Here is a 19,641-nt window from a genome sequence, read left to right on the forward strand (position 1 = left end):
TCTTCTTACCAAAGCGCTTTAGCAATAGCACCGGATCATAGATGAACGCACCAAAATAAAGCTTAACAGGCATAAAAAAAGCAAACACGTTGGTTTGCTTTTTAGGAAGTCGATAACAGATAAGATCTTAAGTAATCGTGAATCTCTTATCAAAGCGTGAAATCATCAAGATATTGCGGATAAAACCATTCGCACCATCAATCTTAACTTCAACATTTTCACCCAGCGCTGCTTTCATGCTTAGCAACATACCTAGCGCGGCACTGTCTAAATATTCAACGCTCTCAATGTTAATAACAAACACTTCATATTGACTACCAACATATTCTTCATAGGATGCTCTGAAGTCATTAAATAATGAGAAGTCAAAACTCCCTTCCACTGAAATTTCGACAATACCCTTAACTTTATGTTCGGTGACTGTGATGCTCATATATTATGACCTTAGCGTATTAGCTTAATGGCCGCCTCCCATACAGTTTGGTGATTGCGGGGATTCATAGCGGCGAGCCTCCCACTCTTCATCAGTATATAAGTGTAGCGCTAATGCATGAATTTTCTTCATTTGATCAGTTAAAGCGCCATAAACCAGTTGATGACGTTGAACTGCACGCTTCCCTACAAACACATTACTCACTAAAGTCAGTTTAAAATGGGATTCACTCCCCTCAGGAACATTATGCTTGTAGCTTTCGTTTTCTAGCTCAATGTGATGAACATTAAACGCTCGCTGAATGGTTTCACTGATTTCGTTTTCTACGCTCATACTAACTCCACGCGCTGCGTTTACTCTGCTGCAACCGTTGTCTGGTCTGCGTTGTTTTCATTATCCAACTCATGGTCCCCACTTAGCAAGGCTTTACCACGCTGTTGCGGGTAAGCAACATCAATCGATACCGCTCCGCCTTCACGCCACACACTGATAATGGTATCCATATTTGCCGCCATCACTGCACGCTTATCATCCGGCGCCGCCGCAATTACTTGCAGACCGATATCACGCATAAAGCCCATACAAGTGGACGTTTTCGCCATATCAATCTTGTTGAAGGCCTCATCAAACATCGCCAATGAGAAACCACCGACAATATCACCATCCATGGTTTCATGAAGACGATAAGTGGTAGAAAGCGCCGCAGCAATCGCCAAGTAGAACGGAATTTGGTGCTCACCACCTGAGCCCGTCTGTATACGCTGGGACAATGTTGTTTTCTTCTGGCCATCTAAATCTAAGATATCGACTTCGAAGTTATAAAACTTACGGTAGTCAGCAAGATCTTTCTGCTTCTCTTCATCGCTGATCAGCTCTTGAATAACAGCGATCGCTTTCGCATGCTCTGGGTCACCTGTTTGCTCAGGGTCAAATAGACCGCCAACATTAGCCTGATCTTGAGCACTAAATTTCGCCACTAAATCCAGAATATCTTTCATATCGCCATTTGGATAGAACCTAAATTGATATACTTCCTGGTTAAATGGGCGACGTTTTAAGCTGTTATTGAGCTCTTTAATGATCAAAGCCACCTGATCCAATGAGTCTTTTAATTTCGACACATAATCGCTACGGAAGGTTTCTTCTGCCTCTCGTCGGGCTAACTCAGCTCGCTTAGCATATTTCGCCAATTCCGTTTCACTTAATACATTAATCTGGTGCGTTACGTAATGCTCAAATTCTTCAAATTTTGATTCCAAGTAATCAAGCTGGATATCATCATCTAAACTACTGTTGTGATACTTAGCGTAGTGATCAGCCACTTCTTTACGAACCTTCTGATCAAACATTTTGACTTTTTCAGTCGCCTTTTCAGAACGACTCATCGCTTCTTTGTAAATCGCAGCACCATTGACCATGCTAGATTCAAGCAGGTCATATCGCTCACTCGCGTATTCAGCATTGAATAACGGGATGGAGGTAATGCGAGTACGTTCTTCATCCAACGCTGATAACGCTTCTGCCAATTGGTTCTTTTGCGTATTCAAAGAACCATATTGCTCTGCAATCTGTTGACGTTCTCGGTCTAACTTTTTGCGCTCAAGCTCGATTGACTGAATGCGTTCTTTCAAACTGTCGATACGCTCTTGCAAATCGGTATCATCACGTTGCTGCAATGCGGCAATTTGAGCCTCTACATCTGCAAGATCTTGGGCAATTCGAGTATTTGCAACACCGGCTTCCTGAAGTGCTTCAGCGTCAAATTGATTAGCTGCCATGACACGTCCTAACATAGAGTCCGCTTGCTCTAGCCGTTGGTCCGTTTTCATGTAGTCCATCAATTCGCCGCTCAATTGTTGCAATTGCGCTTCACGAGACTGACGCATGCCATCGGTATTGATACCCACCATCATATGAGGCATGAAGCGGATAGTCGAAATCGTACCAGACAGCTTTAACATGCCGTCTGAAGTCATTGCACTGTCTTCACGCAGCAGTTGACGCTCAGTATCTACCGGCTTGATACCACCTAAACGGCGATTCAAATACGCTTGAGCATGATCATTATTACAACGAATAAAACGCAAAACAGAGTTTTGATCGCCACGATTCAACCATAGGCGCGTTTGTGTAGTATCGATCACCCGACAGCCCATTAACTGACGACGGTGGGCACGGAAAATACGAATCGCCTCTTCCGCATCATCAGGCTCTACGATCAGCGCTTCACGCTGGCTGCCCAAGTACCCTTCAATGGCATCTTGCCATTTGTGATCCGTTACTTCTGCTAAATGGCTAAGTGGTGTCGCTTTAATATTGGCTTGATCTAATAAATCAATCAGGCGTTTAACATTGGGTGATAAAGGACTTGAGCCACCTTTTAGAGATGAAACGTCGGCTTCAAGCTGGCGACACTCATCTTTTAGGTTAAGGATATTGCGATTTAGCTGTGTACGCTGCTGGAAAAGCGCGCCCTTACCTTCATCTAAAGCATCATTAATTTTTACCAGTAAGCGGCTTACCGCTTTTGCACTGCCTAAAATGTTACCTTCACTATCAATAGAACCCACTAAAGATTGTGCTTCTCTAATGAGCTCTTTAATTTCTGTGGACAACACATCTTCAAATGCTTGCAACGCCGCCAGCAATTGCATGACTTGATGGGCTTGAATCACCATCTTGCGGTCTTGTTGACCTTCAAGCGTCAACAGTTTTTTACTCTGTTCTAGCTGCTGTAGCTTTAGACCAACATCAGAATGCTCATATTGCTGCTCAAGTCGAACCAGCTGCGCTTGTAATTGCTTAAGTAAGTTCGCTTGGGCAACGATTTCTTCGTCAATCTCTTCTTCACGCTCTTTGAAGTTTTCGTATTGATCTTGAATCTCATCTTGCTTGCTGCCCAGTTGATCGAAGCGAGCTTCGGTTGCAATCCATTGATAATTCACTACTGTCTGTTCTTGCTGATGTTTCTTCTCACATTCAACTTGAATAGCCTTAAGATCATCAATACGCTTTGCAACTTCTTGTGTCTTCGCCTCAAGCTGACGATATTCTACAAGAGACTTTTGATAAGCCCCTACCTGTAAAGGTTGCTCCGCTAGGACAAAATCTTGAACAAATCGAGTGGGTGACGCAATCGGTACAAACTTGAGAGCGTTCTTGAAGTTTTTTAGGAAAGAATCCAGCGTAATCAGCTGTTCAGAACTTGGACTCAACTCCTCCAAGTAACGATTCATGTACTGTGTTGCAGAAGCGCTACCAGACTTAATGTAAGGATCCAAGCAAACTTTTTTCATCGCTTCGCGGACTTCAGGCCAAGGCTTCGCCTTGTATTGCTTCTCACCTAAGGTTTCGATGAAATCTTCACGACGAACACCGTAGTTCGACAGTACAAAACGCCCAAGCACATCTTCTTCTGGACTTGCTAGCGATGCAGACAGACACAGCCCTACGGTCGACTCTTTACCGGTACTTGAGTCTTCAAAAACCAGCGCAAGATAAGAAATAGCATCTTGGCGTGTTTGTACGCCGTTAACTTTTTCACTGGCTTGGCCGGAGTCAATCATACCCAGAATATAGGAGCGGATACTTCGCCCTGATGCTTTACCGTCGTTAGCGCTGGCGTTGTAGTTTAAGTGACGTTTACTCGCACCAGTAAGTACTGTCTGAATAGCGTCCAACAAAGAAGATTTACCAGAACCAGTCGGACCGATGATGGCCGTGTTGCCACGAACGTTAATTTCTTCAGCACCCAGCAAGTACCAATTTACCAGAACAATTCGATTTAACTTTTTCATTCTAATTCCTATTGCGTCACTTGCGATTCTTCTGGGTTTTGCTCGATTTGTTCATCCAGCACTTCATCTTCTTCTGGATCCGCACCATTAAACGACTCTAACTGACGAAGATACGCTTCAGTGACAATTAAACGTACGACTGGCGTAATGTTGATCATTAAGTTTTTGGCATCTTCTTCATAGGCCTTGCCACGAATGATCACGCCATGTTTGCTGAATAACGTAAGAATATCTTTGAAACGCGTCTCAGTTGGAATTTCACGTTTCACTAACTGAACATAACGTTCGAGAATGGCAACGCTATTCGTTGCCACGAAACCATTGTCGATCTCAAAGTTTTCAACTTTCTCTTCGTAGATTTGGCGCAACACCAACAAAAATAAGGTTTCATCCGTCTTTAACCGAACAAATGCTTCACGCTCAACTGGCAGAAGCCCAGCAAGACGCTCATTTTCATTAACGTAAAGCTTCATTCCAAGAGCATCGAAAAGATTGCCAAAATACTGCTGGTACATTTCAACCAACAAAAAATGACGTCGTTGACCATGTTTGAAAGCGCTGACAAATTGGTTTGCCAATAAGTAGTTCGCAGTTTGCTGAAATTCTTGTGGGTCTTTACCGGACTCTTCTACGACCCGTTTTAATTCTCTAAGCATTCGATTTGCTCCTGCGCACTACGTTAAACTCTCTACATTCGACAAATTCGCGAACGTTTATAAATTGATCGGTAAAGATCACATCAAAGGATTTTTCGATTCGCTTCGCGTTGATTCCTAAAGAACCAATGTAACGAAGATGGTCAAAGCAAACAAAATCTTCCACAGACTCGATCGTGAAATCTAAAATATGCATCGCTGTTTTTTCTGATAACTGACGATCCAAGTAGCCTTGCAGCTTAGTCACACTCACTTGGCGCGCCTCATGAAAACGTCGCTGACGATCTCTAAAGGCAATGGCTGACTGAGACACTTCTGCTTGCGTAATAACCCTAGGTGGAGGTGGTTCACGGCGTTTCATTGGTTGTGCGCCAGATTCTACGCCCACAATTTTCGTGCCTACCATGTTTTTCAAAACAGGCAAGCTATCAAATGTAGCGACATCCGTGATAATGCCTGCCACTTTATTAGCTAAACCAGGACGAGATGAATCCATGTAGCGTGCAGTATCGGCAGCACGTTTTTCAAGTCGATAACGGTATTCATCAATACGCTCTAAACGTTGCTCAATCGTAGTGAACGTTTGAATAATATCACGACAGTCTTTCTCGACTGCCGCTAGGGCAAGATCCACAGAGATTAACTGTTGATCCGCATAACATTGTGCGATATTACCCATCAAACTTGGCTCGGCTAGGAAACCTTGGGTTAGCTCTAAAATTTGACGACGGAATCGGAACGGGTTATTGCTGGTTTTGATCGTTTTGTAGTCAGCAATCAGAATACCTTCAACAAATAAATCAAAAAAGCCTGCCACAATTTCTTTCGGATCGCGTTTAGCAAACAAATCGCGTTGAAGACTTCGGATACCTAATAAGATCTGGTTTAGGTGAGCAGAGAATTCGCGGGCTGCCTCAGCAGTTTGACTGAGTGTCACACCACGCTCGATTGGATGATTAGCTACGGATTCAAGGTTACTCAGAATACTCAGTACTGTTGCACCGTAGTTGCGTTTACCGTGACGACTAATTTCAACGAGTGAACGCAACAACATCGACACTTGTGGTGACATCAGCACGCTGACACGATATAACTCTTGCTCTTCAATCAGCCAACCTGTATTCACTAATCGATGATAGATACGCAACGCGTATTCATGGATCGTTTTAGGTGAATCAAACCCATCCTTATGATCATCATGCCATGCTAAGGTATCAAGTTTATGGAGCGAATCTTCGATCGCTTCTATGATGGCTGATTTTTCTTTTATAGGATCTTCTGCGTGATCATAGAACACATCGGAAAGATCAAATAGTACGGCTTCTATAAGCGCCTTATTGGAGCCCGAGAGAGCCTGAAAGATCTCATCGGGCAAATGGGTGAATAGCATTCAGAACCAATCCATTCATTTAAGTAAGCTGACTGTATATGTCACTCTGACGTCAGCTTGGAGAGAATAGCCTGCTCCATTGCCGCAACCACTTCCGGGTCGTCCCCGATGGGGTCAAGCAGTGTCAGAGTGCGATGTTCAGTATTTAATTGTGCAAGTTGCTCAGGTACATCAACACGTAAATGTCTACCTTGTGCGAAAAACAAAGGGTATACGGCGATCTGAGCAGTCTCACTTGGCAAAATTTGCAAAACATCTTCGATAGAAGGCTTGCACAATTCCATGTAAGCCAACGTTACCTTATCTTCAGACACGACACCAGTCACCCTCGACAATAACTGCTCAAATGGCACCTTCCAACGGGGATCACTGCTTCCATGTGCTAATAAAATAATGTGGTCAAATTGCTCTAGTTGCATGCTCATACCTTATGTTGAGGAGTGTATTTTACCGATTAACCCTTTTAAAAAGAAGGGACTAGCGACTTTCATTTGCTTTAGCATGAAAATCCTTCTGATCTAACATTCGAAAAATGTCGTACACTTAAAAAACCATCCTTCTAAGGAGTGAGCAATGAGAATTTTAGTGACGGGAGCAAATGGTTTTATCGCTAGCAACCTTTACCCATTACTGACGGCCGCTGGTTATGAATCGGTGGCGCTTATTCATAAGCACCAAAGTTTAATTCCCTCTTACGTAAGAAAGATCACTTTAGATGAATTACCGGGAGAGAATTTTGATGTCATCATTAATCTCGCAGGGGCAAATATTGCAGCTCAACGATGGAGCACTTCACGTAAAGAAACGCTCTTTCATAGTCGAGTTAGCTTTACCAAAGAGCTATTCAGTAAACTCACTATTAAGCCAAAGACTCTCTTAAATGCCTCTGCTGTTGGCTATTACGGCTTTGATAAAAGTAAAACATTCACAGAAGAAAGCGAGCCCAATGGAGGTTTCACCCACGAGTTGTGCGCAGCTTGGGAGCAAGAAGCTGCCCACTTGCAGGATCATGGGGTCAGAACAATCATTTTTAGGCTAGGAGTCGTACTAGGCCACGGTGGTGCCTTGGCTAAAATGAAGCTCCCATTCCAGATGGGATTAGGCGGAAAAATAGCCACTGGCGAACAATTTTTTCCATGGATACATATCCATGATGTATGCCGCTTCCTTGTGACAGCCATAGAACAAGAGTCGTACTCTGGCCACTATAACTTAGTAGCCCCTCAGGTCATCACTCAAGAGCAGTTTGCCACAGCTTATGCGGATGCACTGAATAGACCTGCTTTACTCACAACACCATCCTGGTTGCTGGAAAGAATATTTGGCGAGATGAGTTGTTTGCTAACACAAGGTCAAAAAGTGATACCTAAAGCATTAGAAGAATCATCATTCAGTTTTGAATTTCCAACCATCGAATATGCTTTAAAAGACTTAACTTAGAAACACTCTTGGGGAACGCTAGCCACGCAGCTTTCTGGGTACAGGCTGGCCGTTGTCATCGGGCAATGTATGTCGACATTCAGGGTATTTGATGCAACCCCAAAAATACCCTTTTGCCCCTTTCTTCCGAACCAGGTAGTGACCGCAGACACGGCAAGGATACTTACGGGCAGAGGCAGGCTCTCCATTCACATCTTCTAACGTCGCTTTGCACTCAGGGTAATTGCTACAACCCCAAAATACATTTTCAGAGTAGGTTTTCTTACGCAATTGCCCACCACATAGCGGACAAAAGAATTTTTTCGCCCTTACAGGACGCCCTTCTTCATTATTAGCTGTATAGTCACAACGAGGAAAATCCTCACACCCCCAAAACGATCCGTTCTTACCTTTCTTTAGAACTAATGGGTGCTGACACTTAGGGCAACGATAACGTTTACTCGGTGCACCGATATAACCAGTGCTATCTTGGCTCAAAAACTCCTGCTCCCAAGCACTGGATACATGAGTAGGTTGATCGTTACCTTCGTCTTGACTCAAGGGTGACTACTCCGATGCACAGTTAAGCTTGTCTTCTTCGGCACATTTCTGTGAGTTGATATAAGACTTAACCTTATTTACACCACTGCGTGCTGCATCAGCCGTTGCATTGCCAACTTCTTTAGTTTTTTTCCAAGCCTTACTATCAGCGATGTTTTGACCCACTTCTTTGGAACGATCCACGGCATCACCCGCTACTTCACTAGTACGATCAGCCACATCACCTGCCACATCACGAGTCTTTTCCGCCACATCACTAGCTGATTTTTTGAAGCTTTCCCACGTTTCATTAGCATGTACAGGCGCCGTCACGGATAGGATCAACACCATGCAAGGTAATAGTAGTTTTTTTAACATTATGATCTAACCTCTCCACTCAACTGGAAATGATTTCTTATCCAATTTTCGATTTCCGATGCCGACGACACGGATTGAATATCAGGGTATTGCTTAAGCTCTTCATCTGTCACTTGTTCGTGACTCCATGTCGTATGATATGGAACATGGAGTGCGTGAGCTCCAGCATCTAATACTGGTAACACATCCGAGCGTAAAGAATTACCTATCATTAAGACTTCACTTGGCGATAACTGTAAACTCTCAAAGACTTTTTGGTAATTAGCCACTTTTTTATTGCTCACTACCTCATACCAATCAAAATACTCACTCAGACCAGAACGAGCCAGCTTTCCCTCTTGGTCCAGCAAGTCCCCTTTCGTAATTACCATCAGTTGGCATTTACCTTTTAAGGAGCGTAATAGATCTTCTATACCAGGCAGCATATGAACAGGCGCCGCCAACATTTGCTTCGCCAACTGGATAATTTCATGCACCTCATATCCCGTAATGCGACCTTCGGTCAATGAAATTGCCGTTTCAATCAGTGAAAGTGTAAAGCCTTTAATACCATAGCCGAAATTTGAAAGGTTAGAAATTTGCACTTCATTTAGCCTTTCTAAAATGTATTCCTTTGAATGATAAGAAGACAGCATCTCTACGAAATACTGCTGCGTACTGAGAAAAACGTCTTCGTTACGCCATAAGGTGTCATCAGCATCAAAGGCAATGGTAGTAATGATGGGCTTTTGCAAATCTAGTTCATCCATTGTTTAGTGTTTTCAAGAACCAATGTTTTATACAATTCAACATGATCATCGCTATCGTTAAGTGCTGGAATATAATCAAAAGCCTGACCACCAGCTTCAGTGAACTCATCACGTAATTGCATATCAATTTCTTCCAGCGTTTCAATACAATCTATTGAAAAAGCTGGACTAATCATATTGAGTTTCGAGATGCCTTTCGAAGGTAAACCTTTTATGGTTTCATCAGCGTAAGGTTTCAACCATTCCTCACGTCCAAAACGAGACTGATAGGCATGAGTATATTCAGATTCTTTTAAACCTAAGCGCTCCACAACTGCTTTTGTAGTGGCTTCACAACGAGATTGGTAAGGATCACCCTCAGTCACGTAACGCTTTGGAATACCATGATAAGAAAACATCAAGTGCCGTTGTTCTCCCTGAGCTTGCCATTGAGCCCGAATACTTTTCACTAAGGCATCGATGTATTGCTCATGATCGGCATAATCTTGCAACAGTGATAAAGCCGGCCAGTGTGGACAACGCTTTAACGAAGACATAAGCCGGTCATAAGCCGCTGCAGTCGTTGAGCGAGAAAATTGCGGGTACATAGGAAGAACAAATATTTTATCGATATTATGCTGGCGAAAAATTTTCGCGGAATCTTCTACACTTGGCTTACCATAGGTCATAGCCATGGACACAACAAAACGATCCCCTTCAGCATTGAGTGTCTCGCTTAATTTTTTCTCAAGTCGCTGCCCTAACACCAGCAAAGGCGAACCATCAGACATCCAAACTTCCTGGTAGACTTTAGCAACCTTGCGCGGTCTTATGTTCAGAATTACGCCGTTCAGTATTGGTTTCCAGATCAGAGGATTGACATCAACAACTCTGGGATCAGAAAGGAACTCTTTTAAATATTTTCGCACCGCTTTTGGCGTTGGTGATTCGGGTGTTCCAAGGTTAATCAGCAACACGCCAATTTTATTCGTTTCCTGACTCATACTTTTCCTACTAGCTAGACAAAACGTAATGCTTGATTAAAACATGTCCCCACACACTCAAGCACATGGCCAATACGGTCCAATTTAATATTTTGGATTCAAATAATGAATGAGATACAAATCTGAGTAACACTCCTCCCGCCATAAGACCTAGCCCATTTGCTAGCAGTACTGGCCAAGAAATAGTTATCAATTGAACCTCTTCTGGTAATGCAATCACTCCAACTAACACACCAATCAGAGAAAACAACCAAAGCACATAACGGTTGGCACTACCTAATTGCTTGTCGGCAGCCAGAACAAACCAACCTGCCCCCAGAGTTAGAACCTGTCCCACGCCTATCAACATACCTAACCAAAGAGAAACACCTTTTGGCAAAGAAAGGAGGTTAACAAACGAATTTCGATTTAAGAGCAGCGCAATACATGTACTCAACATCATAAGTATGACTAACATTGTTAGGCTTACAGGCAACAATATTAAGCATTGAATTCCGACAAAACTACCGAGAGAGAGCCCTGCTCCAATCCTAGTCAAACGCTCTAATTGCAACTCATTTCTAAGGGGGAAAACCAAACATAAAGCAAACATTAATAAACAGGGAATTAAGCTTAGGTAAATACTCACCCATTTATATACGTCTGCAATGAGTATCAAGGCACTTGGTAAAATGATAAACGTAGGGTCGAAACGCAGTGGTCTACTGACTAGGACTACAGCCACACTAGTTAAAAAAATATAAATAGATAAAAGCATAAGAAAATTCACCCTGGCTAACGCCAAGGTGATAAGTTAGGTAAGCTACTCAGCTTCCATTACGCTACGAATGCGATCCTGAATTATGGAAGCTAATTTGTCAGGTTGGAATTTCGATAAAAAGTCATCACATCCCACTTTTTGAACCATCGCTTTATTGAAGCTTCCACTTAATGAGGTGTGTAAGACAATATATAAATCTTTCAAGCGTGGGTCTTCTCGTACTTCTCGTGTCAGACGATAGCCGTCCATCTCTGGCATTTCAGCATCAGTGATCATCATCAAAAGTTTATTCGGTACGTCTTCCCCTTCACCTGCCCACTTTTTAAGCAAGTCCAATCCGCGCTTACCATCTGTAGCTGAATGCACTTTGATATTAAGATGGTCAAGTGTCGACTTACACTGAGCAAGACCCACTGAAGAATCGTCCACCACCAAAACCTCTAGCCCTTTAGCCAAAGCCAATAACTCTTTATCGATCACTTCATCAGAAATATTCGTATTGTATGGAGCAATTTCAGCAAGTACCTTTTCAACGTCGATGATTTCAACCAATCGATCATTTACTCGAGTAATTGCTGTTAAGTAGTGCTGACGCCCCGTACCGTCTGGCGGCGGTAAAATTTCACTCCAGTTCATATTTATGATTCGATCAACTTCTCCAACCATAAAACCTTGAACGGTATTATTATATTCTGTGACGATTAAATTACAGGGCTTATCTTTGTCTATTGGTCGTAGACCTATCGATTCAGACAAATCAATAACAGGGATAGTTCGACCACGAAAATGTGTCACACCAGCTACCGAAGGGTGTCGATGGGGCATTAGATTCAGGCGTGGTAGTTGCACCACCTCTTGCACTTTAAATACGTTGATAGCAAATAGCTGCATACCGCCCAGGCGAAACATCAACAGCTCAAGTCGGTTTTCACCAACTAGCTGGGTTCTCTGGTCAACCGCATCTAACATTCCTGCCATAGCATACTCCGAAACGTAAGTTTAACACTCTTAGTTTGTCTAAATATCATGATAGTTAATTCTGCCCAACATAACAGTAATTTTTTGCACACAAAAACCGTTAAGTCATGATCTATAAAGAATTTCGTATAAATTTGTTGCCGTTGCAGATAAACCATTCGGTAACACGACCTGAGGCTGATAAACTTTCGCAAACCTAAACCTCACGGAGCTCTCATGTTTGATATTGGCGTCAACCTTGACCATTCATCCTTTATAAAGGACTTAGCAGGGTTTCAACAAGAATACCAAAGCGCAGGTATCCAAGGCATCATCTGTATATCCTCGAATTATGAAGAGGCTCAAAAGTTAATTGAACTTTGCCATAACCGTGAGAATATGCACTATACACTAGGATGCCACCCTCATTATGCTTCGTCATGGAAAGCCCATCATTTCGACGCATATAAAAACCTATTTCAACTGCACTCTAAAGCCGTTGCAGTTGGTGAAATGGGACTGGACTTTAATAGAAACTATTCTACTCAAAGTGAACAACTTCTTGCCTTTGAAGCTCAAATTGAACTGGCCAATAACATTTCGAGACCAGCTTATCTCCATGAACGCGATGCTTTTAAAGAGTTAAGCCAAAGATTACAGGTTAACAGATTAAAAAATAGTGGCGTGATTCACTGTTTTACCGGAGACAAAGAGCAATTAAAAACATATCTAGATCTCGGTCTATTTGTAGGAATAACGGGGTGGCTTCTTGATGAGCGTCGAAATCAAGATTTAGCAGAAGCATTAAAATATTTGCCTATGGACAGATTGCTTATCGAAACCGATGCGCCTTACCTTCTTCCAAGGAACATACGCCCCAGACCAAAGAGAAATCACCCTAAATTTTTAGGATACATCGCACAAGCAATAGCCGAGATAAAGAACATAGATTTAGAATCTATCAAACATATAACGGCACAAAATACACAAAAACTATTTTTCAGTTCGGGGCAATAAAACCCGTCTGGAAGGTAATGGTGCCTCAGAAGACAAAGTGGTTGTTTTCTGAGGCTCTATAGCTGCTTGCTCTAAAAAAAGCCTGTGAACTTGCTGTATATCAAAAGGCCAATTCACGTCATCAATACCATTCGAAAGCACAGGAATTCGAAGACCAAAACTTTCTACAAGCTTCTCATCACAAGCAATATCCACATACATATAGCTTGCCCATGGAAAGAAATGCTTAAGCCAAGATTCCGCCTCCTCGCACAAATGACAACCGAGGGTTCCATACAATTTAAAATTAGACATATCCCGTTTGACTGTTTTCCAATTCGTAAATGGATTGTGGAAGGGCGGCTAATGGAGTTACTGGACAAAGCATGCTGGCAGCTTTGAATAGCGTATCACCACTCAAACCTAATGATGAAAGTGCCACAATCACAATCTGCGTAGCCTGTTCATCGCTTATTGATAAATGCTGATGATGACAGGATTTGAGCAAAGGAAAAAAGCCATTCTCGATAAAAAGGGCCGTCATACGAGCATCTGTCACATGTCCCTTTTGGGACAAAACACTCTCTAGTACGAGAGGCTCTAAAATGGAAACTAAACCTCCCTCAAGGCGCTCTGAAAAGTGGTCAGCCTTGTAAAAGTAATTTGCCCAAGTTGGCTTTGTGTTCAGTACATTTATAAAATATTTTAACAACATGGAAATCCTTGCTTCCACAGTTGTTTGCGTTGATAAAAGGCTATTTAAATCTTTCTTAATAAGCAAAGACAAGCTTTGCCTTACATCCGCCAAGGCATCATCTTTACTATCATAGTAATTATAAAATGTACCGATACTAACACCAGCACAGCCTGATACATGTTGAACTGTGATTTCACTCCAATCAGTTTCAAGCAGCAAATTTTGAACGGCACTTCGAAGCCGATCTTGGGTAATTACTCTTTTTGGGGGAGAAGCCATGTCGTAACTCTACTCAACTGTCATTCCATAAAGTTGGGGGTAGATGCAAGCTAACAAGGGCATCATTTGTCTTAAGATACCCTCACTAATCTTTACACACCATTAACCTTACATTTTATAGTAGGTTAAATTGTGGGGTCAGTATATCAGTAACTTCCAAGTTAAGCATTTGAAAAACGCCTTCAGCAATTGGCAAAACCTGTTTGTCGATATAATGCTGATAATCCAATGAGTCTAATGCTTGCTCATCTAAAAAAGGCAAAACACCACTTAAAGTATAAACATATTGAACACGTTTACGACCACGATCGTATTCAGGCGGTAGTCCTTGCTGAGCTCGTTGCTCATCAATCATTCGAGCTGCCCGCACATGGGGAGGCTGTGTTTTCGTATATTTTGACAATGGTCGAGTGAGTTGCTTGGTATAAACTAGTTCACTGTCATAGCGCCCTTCCAATAACTCTGCTACAAAGCTACTCACATACTGATTGAGATCTTTATCGAAGAATAAGTGCTCAAACAACTCTACCTGAAAGCGTTTCGCCAATGGTGTCCAATCACTACGAGCAGCTTCCAAGCCCTTAAAAATAAGTTCGCCACCAGATAAACCCGCGTAGCGTTTTTTAGAGCCTTCTTCCTGACCTCTAATAGTGGGCATGTAGAAACGCGTATATAGCGTCTCAAACTCTAGTTCTAAATGTGACTCAATGTCAGCATAATCACCACACCATTCAGACAAGCATTGGTTAACCACCGCGCACAGTTGTTTACCCGCTTCCCACGCTTGCTCTTCACTCAGTTCATCTGACAATGTAATGAAAATAGAGTCGGTATCCCCATAAATGACCTTGGCGCCGCGCTCTTCCATCCACTGCTTACTGCGCCCCAGTAACTCATGACCACGCATGGTGATAGAGCTAGCCAGCTCCGCATGATAGAAACGACAAACAGACGAGCCCAAAACACCATAAAAAGAGTTCATGATAATTTTAATAGCGTAACTTAAGATGTCGTTGCCATCTTGTTTAGCTTGTTCGCGAGAGTGCGCTAACTCAGCAACGAGTTCCGGCAGAATCGCAAATTGACGCTGAAAAGAAGCTCCGCGATATCCTGGTACAACACCTTCCTCATGAGATAGCGCTTGCCCAACTACTCGTGCAAGTGGATCCACGTAGAAAGTTCGGATAATGCTTGGATACAGACTCTTAAAGTCGAACACTAAGACATTTTTGTATAACCCGGGTAAAGAGTTCATCACGAAGCCGCCTGGGCTTGGCACGAATTTGTCATCACTCCATGCCGGTGCCACCCACCCTTTACGGTGTAAACGAGGTAGGTATAGGTTTTCAAACGATGCCACTGAACCGCCAGTTTGTGAGAGAGGTATCCCGGTTAAATCAACACGGGTTTGCTGCAATTCGATTAACTGGAGTTTGGCAAAGATTTGTTCAACCAATACACAATCTTGAAGATTATAAGCAACAAAGTTCGCTAACTCTTCTCGATGCATACGTTCAATTTCTTGCCAACGATTGCCACCAGTCAATAGCTTAGAAGCATCCAATAGCTCTTGGCTAACATTGTTAAGACTGTAAGAATTAAAGTGGTAACCGCCCACCTTAAGCATGGTAATGCCATCTAAAACTACACGGCCCGCTATGCTAGCAAATACCTTACCACTTTCTTTGGCTTCCCGAACGCGCCACGTTTCGCCTTGCACACCCAAAGCAGGCTTAATGCCTAATGCCTTAAATCTCTGATCTAAAAACATTAGGTCGAAACCAATCACATTCCAGCCAATAATAATATCTGGAGAGTGCTTTCTGACAAACTTGATAAAAGCCATCAGCAGCTTGCGTTCATCCGCAAAGGTATAAACGTTCTCTAAATCCGTTGGCTCAGGCGACACCACTAAAACAACTTTTCTGTCACCGGATGTAATACCAATCGATAGTAACTCATTACGGGTAACAGAGGTCTCAATATCCAAAGACCATACTTGCCATGCAGGCTCATACTCTCCTACTTTTAAACGGGCTTCATTGAAGCTTTGCCCCGAAGCATCTGGCTGGCCGATAAACGTGACCTTGCCTCGAATATGACGCTCCATTAAGTAGCGGTCTTCAGGCTTTACATCTTCTTCATAGACGGTGAAGCCTAATTTTTTCACCAATGCCACCATTTGTTGCTGAAGCAACAAACTTTGACAGCGCACGACTGTCACTTCATCGTGAGAAAAAGTTTTGAGTTGGCTAGGCTCACAGTCGACGCCATGCACATCTGTCGCAATCGCCTCGACAGGTGCATTGGTAAAAAATAATGTTTCAGGATTGGCAATGGTGACTTTAACGGTCGCCTTGTCAGTCTTCACGTAATAATGTATCGATAATCGACCGTTTTCATCACTGCTGTGACGACTGACAATGTAACCTTGTTGCGTTTCAAACATGTATAAGTGTACTTAGATGGATCTCAATAAACGAATGGGCGGCACTTTTAGCACAGCTCGGCTCGCAAATACACCTATAATTGTCACAATTCCCCATCCCGCAATCGGGCCAATCAGCCAAAGAGAGAGATGGAACGAGATTTCCATTTCAAATACAAAGTGCTGTAAGCCAACCAAAGCCATCTCTGCTCCCGCGGCGCCAATCACACCAGCAAATAAACCTAACGCACCAAACTCAACCAACAACGCTTGGCGTACAATCCGTTTCGTCGCCCCAAGAGTGCGCAGTAAAGCGCCCTCTTGTAAACGTTCATCGAGAGTCGTTCGCACACTCGCAACCAGTACTAGTGCACCAGCACCTAAGATGAAACTTAAAACAATTTTTAAGGCATTTGCCAATTGCGCGATAATATCTTGGACTTGCTTCAACAGCTCGCCAATATTTAACATCGACACTGTTGGGTAACTCGACATAAAACGGTAGAAGTCTGCCGCATTGGTTTGATCTAAGAAGACGCTGCTGACATAGTTCGCTTGATAATCCGACAAAACGGTCTTAGGCAAGATCAAGTAAAAGTTTGGCTGCATACTTTGCCAGTCTACAGAGCGGATCGAGGTGATTGGCAAGGTGTATTCAAGCCCCCCGATACTAATGGTTAGCTCATCACCAATTGTCACATTTGCTTCAATCGCCGCTTGCTGTTCGATTGAGACCCCTTGCGCGCTAAAGTCCCCTTCTAACAATGTTGAGCCTTCTCCTATTTGGTCAGCCCAGGTTAGATTCAACTCACGCTCTGCAATTTCAGGCTCATCACGTCTATTGGGATATAACGACTCAACGTCTTCACCATTAATCCTAATAACGCGCCCTCGAACCATCGGGAACCAGTCGGAAGTAGCTAACCCATTTTCTTGGGTATATTGTTTAATATCTTCTACTTGAGGGGCTTGTGCGTTAAACAAATAATGATTAGGGGTATTTTCTGGCACTTGAGCCTGCCAGTCACTGACCAAGTTGCTTTGCACACCGATCAAGATCAAACTCAGCATAATGATCAAAGTAAACACTAATAGCTGGAACAAGTTAGAGACTAATCGCCTATGCAAAGCAGCTAACCCAACTTGCCAGCCAGTTGTCGACTGCTTAGAGAGTTTACGACTTAGCGCAAACATGCCCCAACCCACGATGAACACCAGTGCTGTCACAACCGCTAAACCCAGCATTAGAATGGAAGGCAACTGCCATCCGCCAGCATAGATAATCATCAGACCGTACATCCCCACCAAGCCAAACAACAGCAAGGACGTTGAACGCATGGGCAATGCAGCAGCAGGTTGAAGCACCGTTAGCGGAGGCACACTAACCAATCTAGCGAGCAACGGCGCACAGAATGCTAAGGTGGAAATAATAGCCGTCGCTGCCCCTAACCACAGTTTACTCCAGCTAGGAGAAGGCAGTGCAGTATTCATTAAAGATGACAATAAATCAGCAATCAGTGCTTGAACTAAAAGTCCTAATCCAGAACCAATAAAGATACCAAATAGCACGATAGCCGTAATTTGAATCGCCATTAGTGAAGACAATTTTTTAGGTGTCGCCCCCATCGTTTTCATCACAGCAAATTGTATGAGATGCCTTTTCACATATCGAGAAGACGCCAACGCCATGGCAACACCGGACATAACAACTGCTAAAGTGCCTGCCAACAGCAAGAATGACTCTGCACGATTGACAGTGTTACCTACCCGCTCACCTCGTTCAATCGGAGTACGAATTCGTTCACCTTCGCCCAACATAGGCCGTAGATTAAAGTCGAACCGCTCAAGAGTCTCTGCGTCACCCGCATACAAGAATGCATAGCGAACGCGAGCCCCTGGTATGATGATCTGGGTTGCAGCTAAGTCTTCTTGATTCATCACTGCCCTAGGAGCAATGGCAAAAGCTGACGTAGCGCTACCGGGGTCACGGACTAAGAACTTAGTCACCCGAAGCGTTACTTCCCCAACACGAACCTCATCTGAAATATCAGCCTCTAATAAACTGGCTAAGCGCGAAGAGAGCCAGATTTCGCCGGATGCAGGTGCGTCTGTCGTTGAAACACCGGTACCAAACAATTGCTGATCAACCAGAAACTCTCCACGTAATGGGTAGTTACTAGACACTGCACTCAATTGAGCCAGCTGTAGACCTTGGTCACTGAACACCATCGATGAAAACGAAGCCGTTTGAGCGGTTTCAAGTCCTTCTGTTTGGGCCTGACTTATCCACTCTGAGGGAATGGGGTCATCACGACGCACACTACGGTCTGCACCTAACAAATTAGCGGACTGCACTTCAAATGACTGTTGCAATCGGTCAACAAACAAACCTATGCCCGTTACTGTTGCAACGGAGAGCACGAGCGCAACCAATAATGTCAGCACGTCACCGGTTTTGCATTCCCTTAACAATAATCGCCATGCAAACATTAGGACTCCTTGAGTTCGCCATCGTGAATTTCAATTTGGCGATCACAGCGAGCGGCAAGCTCTGGATCGTGAGTGACGACAACTAAGGTGGTGCCTTGCTTTTGATTTAATTCAAAAAGCAAATCTTCAACTAAGGCACCGTTTTTGCTGTCTAGATTACCTGTAGGTTCATCGGCAAAGAGTATTTTGGGCGCTGAAGCAAACGCGCGGGCAATGGCAACTCGTTGCTGCTCCCCCCCTGACAGTTGACGTGGATAATGACTGATACGGTGTGACAGTCCCACCTGATCTAAAAGGGATTGCGCACGATCTTTGGCGCTACGATCACCTTTCAGCTCATTTGGCAACATAACGTTCTCAAGAGCAGTTAAACTTGGTAACAGATGAAAAGACTGGAAAATAAAGCCGACATATTGTCCTCTTAACACGGCACGACCCTCTTCATCCAATTGTTCAAGAGGCTGATCGTACAAACGGATAGAACCTTGTGTATGCTGATCTAGGCCCGCCATCAGCCCCAGTAATGTCGACTTCCCAGAACCAGAGGCCCCCACAATCGCAACGGACTCACCATCACGAATTGACAGATTTATTCCTTTTAGTATGTCCAATTCACCGTTGCTTGTTGCAACAGAATGATTAAGCTTTTCTATTGTTAAAGCTGATAAAGTTTCCGTGTCCTGCATAAG

19 protein-coding genes are annotated in these 19,641 nt (G+C 43.4%); 2 read left to right on the top strand and 17 right to left on the bottom strand.

The genetic code is table 11. The features are described from left to right. Window positions 1-127: 127 nt before the first annotated feature. From JHD44_RS01760 to JHD44_RS01785, 6 genes are read right to left on the bottom strand one after another with little or no spacing between them, the layout of a single operon-like run. Window positions 128-433: an STAS domain-containing protein gene (locus tag JHD44_RS01760; protein ID WP_199460497.1), complete on the bottom strand. Its 306-nt coding sequence runs from the start codon at window positions 431-433 to the stop codon at window positions 128-130. A 24-nt stretch (window positions 434-457) separates the two neighbouring features. Continuing rightward, window positions 458-766 carry a BolA family protein gene (locus JHD44_RS01765; protein WP_133559861.1) on the bottom strand — a complete coding sequence of 103 codons (309 nt, stop codon included), beginning with the start codon at window positions 764-766 and terminating at the stop codon, window positions 458-460. A gap of 20 nt (window positions 767-786) precedes the next feature. Further along, a complete protein-coding gene (locus JHD44_RS01770; RefSeq protein WP_199460499.1) occupies window positions 787-4,230 on the bottom strand; it encodes an SbcC/MukB-like Walker B domain-containing protein in 3,444 nt (1,147 codons plus the stop codon). 8 nt (window positions 4,231-4,238) lie between these two features. Beyond that, on the bottom strand, window positions 4,239-4,886 hold the full coding sequence (locus JHD44_RS01775) for a DUF4194 domain-containing protein (protein WP_199460501.1): 648 nt from the start codon (window positions 4,884-4,886) through the stop codon (window positions 4,239-4,241). Then, the gene (locus JHD44_RS01780) at window positions 4,879-6,276 is read right to left on the bottom strand and encodes a Wadjet anti-phage system protein JetA family protein (protein WP_199460503.1); all 1,398 of its coding nucleotides are present in this window, start codon (window positions 6,274-6,276) and stop codon (window positions 4,879-4,881) included. The genes JHD44_RS01775 and JHD44_RS01780 overlap by 8 nt, the downstream gene beginning before the upstream one ends. A gap of 41 nt (window positions 6,277-6,317) precedes the next feature. Next, entirely contained in the window at window positions 6,318-6,695 is a 378-nt protein-coding gene (locus JHD44_RS01785) for a sirohydrochlorin chelatase (protein ID WP_133559865.1), read from the bottom strand. 154 nt (window positions 6,696-6,849) lie between these two features. On the opposite strand from JHD44_RS01785, the gene JHD44_RS01790 reads away from it, so the two are divergent. After that, window positions 6,850-7,716 carry a TIGR01777 family oxidoreductase gene (locus tag JHD44_RS01790; RefSeq protein ID WP_199460505.1) on the top strand — a complete coding sequence of 289 codons (867 nt, stop codon included), beginning with the start codon at window positions 6,850-6,852 and terminating at the stop codon, window positions 7,714-7,716. Window positions 7,717-7,734: 18 nt separating this feature from the next. Here JHD44_RS01790 and JHD44_RS01795 read toward each other — a convergent pair whose 3' ends face one another. The 6 genes from JHD44_RS01795 to JHD44_RS01820 all read right to left on the bottom strand — a co-directional run bounded on the left by JHD44_RS01795 (window position 7,735) and on the right by JHD44_RS01820 (window position 12,083). Next, window positions 7,735-8,256 carry a type I DNA topoisomerase gene (locus JHD44_RS01795; protein WP_199460507.1) on the bottom strand — a complete coding sequence of 174 codons (522 nt, stop codon included), beginning with the start codon at window positions 8,254-8,256 and terminating at the stop codon, window positions 7,735-7,737. Window positions 8,257-8,262: 6 nt separating this feature from the next. After that, window positions 8,263-8,613, bottom strand: coding sequence for a hypothetical protein (locus JHD44_RS01800; RefSeq protein WP_199460509.1), 351 nt, complete (start codon window positions 8,611-8,613; stop codon window positions 8,263-8,265). Further along, window positions 8,613-9,362, bottom strand: a complete 750-nt coding sequence (locus tag JHD44_RS01805; protein ID WP_199460511.1) for an HAD family hydrolase — start codon at window positions 9,360-9,362, stop codon at window positions 8,613-8,615. The genes JHD44_RS01800 and JHD44_RS01805 overlap by 1 nt, the downstream gene beginning before the upstream one ends. Continuing rightward, on the bottom strand, window positions 9,350-10,345 hold the full coding sequence (gene hemH, locus JHD44_RS01810; RefSeq protein ID WP_199460513.1) for a ferrochelatase: 996 nt from the start codon (window positions 10,343-10,345) through the stop codon (window positions 9,350-9,352). The genes JHD44_RS01805 and hemH overlap by 13 nt, the downstream gene beginning before the upstream one ends. A 10-nt stretch (window positions 10,346-10,355) precedes the next feature. Continuing rightward, the gene (locus JHD44_RS01815) at window positions 10,356-10,787 is read right to left on the bottom strand and encodes a hypothetical protein (protein WP_199460515.1); all 432 of its coding nucleotides are present in this window, start codon (window positions 10,785-10,787) and stop codon (window positions 10,356-10,358) included. A gap of 360 nt (window positions 10,788-11,147) precedes the next feature. After that, window positions 11,148-12,083: a chemotaxis protein CheV gene (locus JHD44_RS01820; protein ID WP_199460517.1), complete on the bottom strand. Its 936-nt coding sequence runs from the start codon at window positions 12,081-12,083 to the stop codon at window positions 11,148-11,150. A gap of 216 nt (window positions 12,084-12,299) precedes the next feature. Between JHD44_RS01820 and JHD44_RS01825 the strand changes: the two genes are divergently transcribed. Next, window positions 12,300-13,079, top strand: a complete 780-nt coding sequence (locus tag JHD44_RS01825; RefSeq protein ID WP_199460519.1) for a TatD family hydrolase — start codon at window positions 12,300-12,302, stop codon at window positions 13,077-13,079. Here the strand turns inward: JHD44_RS01825 and JHD44_RS01830 are convergent. From JHD44_RS01830 to JHD44_RS01850, 5 genes are all read right to left on the bottom strand, one after another. Next, on the bottom strand, window positions 13,056-13,373 hold the full coding sequence (locus JHD44_RS01830) for a glutaredoxin family protein (RefSeq protein ID WP_199460521.1): 318 nt from the start codon (window positions 13,371-13,373) through the stop codon (window positions 13,056-13,058). The two genes, JHD44_RS01825 and JHD44_RS01830, sit on opposite strands and share 24 nt — an antisense overlap. Then, on the bottom strand, window positions 13,366-14,034 hold the full coding sequence (locus JHD44_RS01835; protein WP_199460523.1) for a TetR/AcrR family transcriptional regulator: 669 nt from the start codon (window positions 14,032-14,034) through the stop codon (window positions 13,366-13,368). The genes JHD44_RS01830 and JHD44_RS01835 overlap by 8 nt, the downstream gene beginning before the upstream one ends. Window positions 14,035-14,149: 115 nt before the next feature. Next, the gene (locus JHD44_RS01840; protein WP_199460525.1) at window positions 14,150-16,483 is read right to left on the bottom strand and encodes a DNA polymerase II; all 2,334 of its coding nucleotides are present in this window, start codon (window positions 16,481-16,483) and stop codon (window positions 14,150-14,152) included. A gap of 12 nt (window positions 16,484-16,495) precedes the next feature. Next, window positions 16,496-18,952, bottom strand: a complete 2,457-nt coding sequence (locus JHD44_RS01845; protein ID WP_199460527.1) for an ABC transporter permease — start codon at window positions 18,950-18,952, stop codon at window positions 16,496-16,498. Further along, window positions 18,952-19,638: an ABC transporter ATP-binding protein gene (locus JHD44_RS01850; protein WP_199460529.1), complete on the bottom strand. Its 687-nt coding sequence runs from the start codon at window positions 19,636-19,638 to the stop codon at window positions 18,952-18,954. Before JHD44_RS01850 ends, JHD44_RS01845 begins: the two co-directional genes overlap by 1 nt. Between the last annotated feature and the right edge of the window lie 3 nt (window positions 19,639-19,641).

Source organism: Marinomonas ostreistagni, assembly GCF_016461785.1.
In the GTDB taxonomy this organism is placed as follows: Bacteria; Pseudomonadota; Gammaproteobacteria; order Pseudomonadales; family Marinomonadaceae; genus Marinomonas; species Marinomonas ostreistagni_A.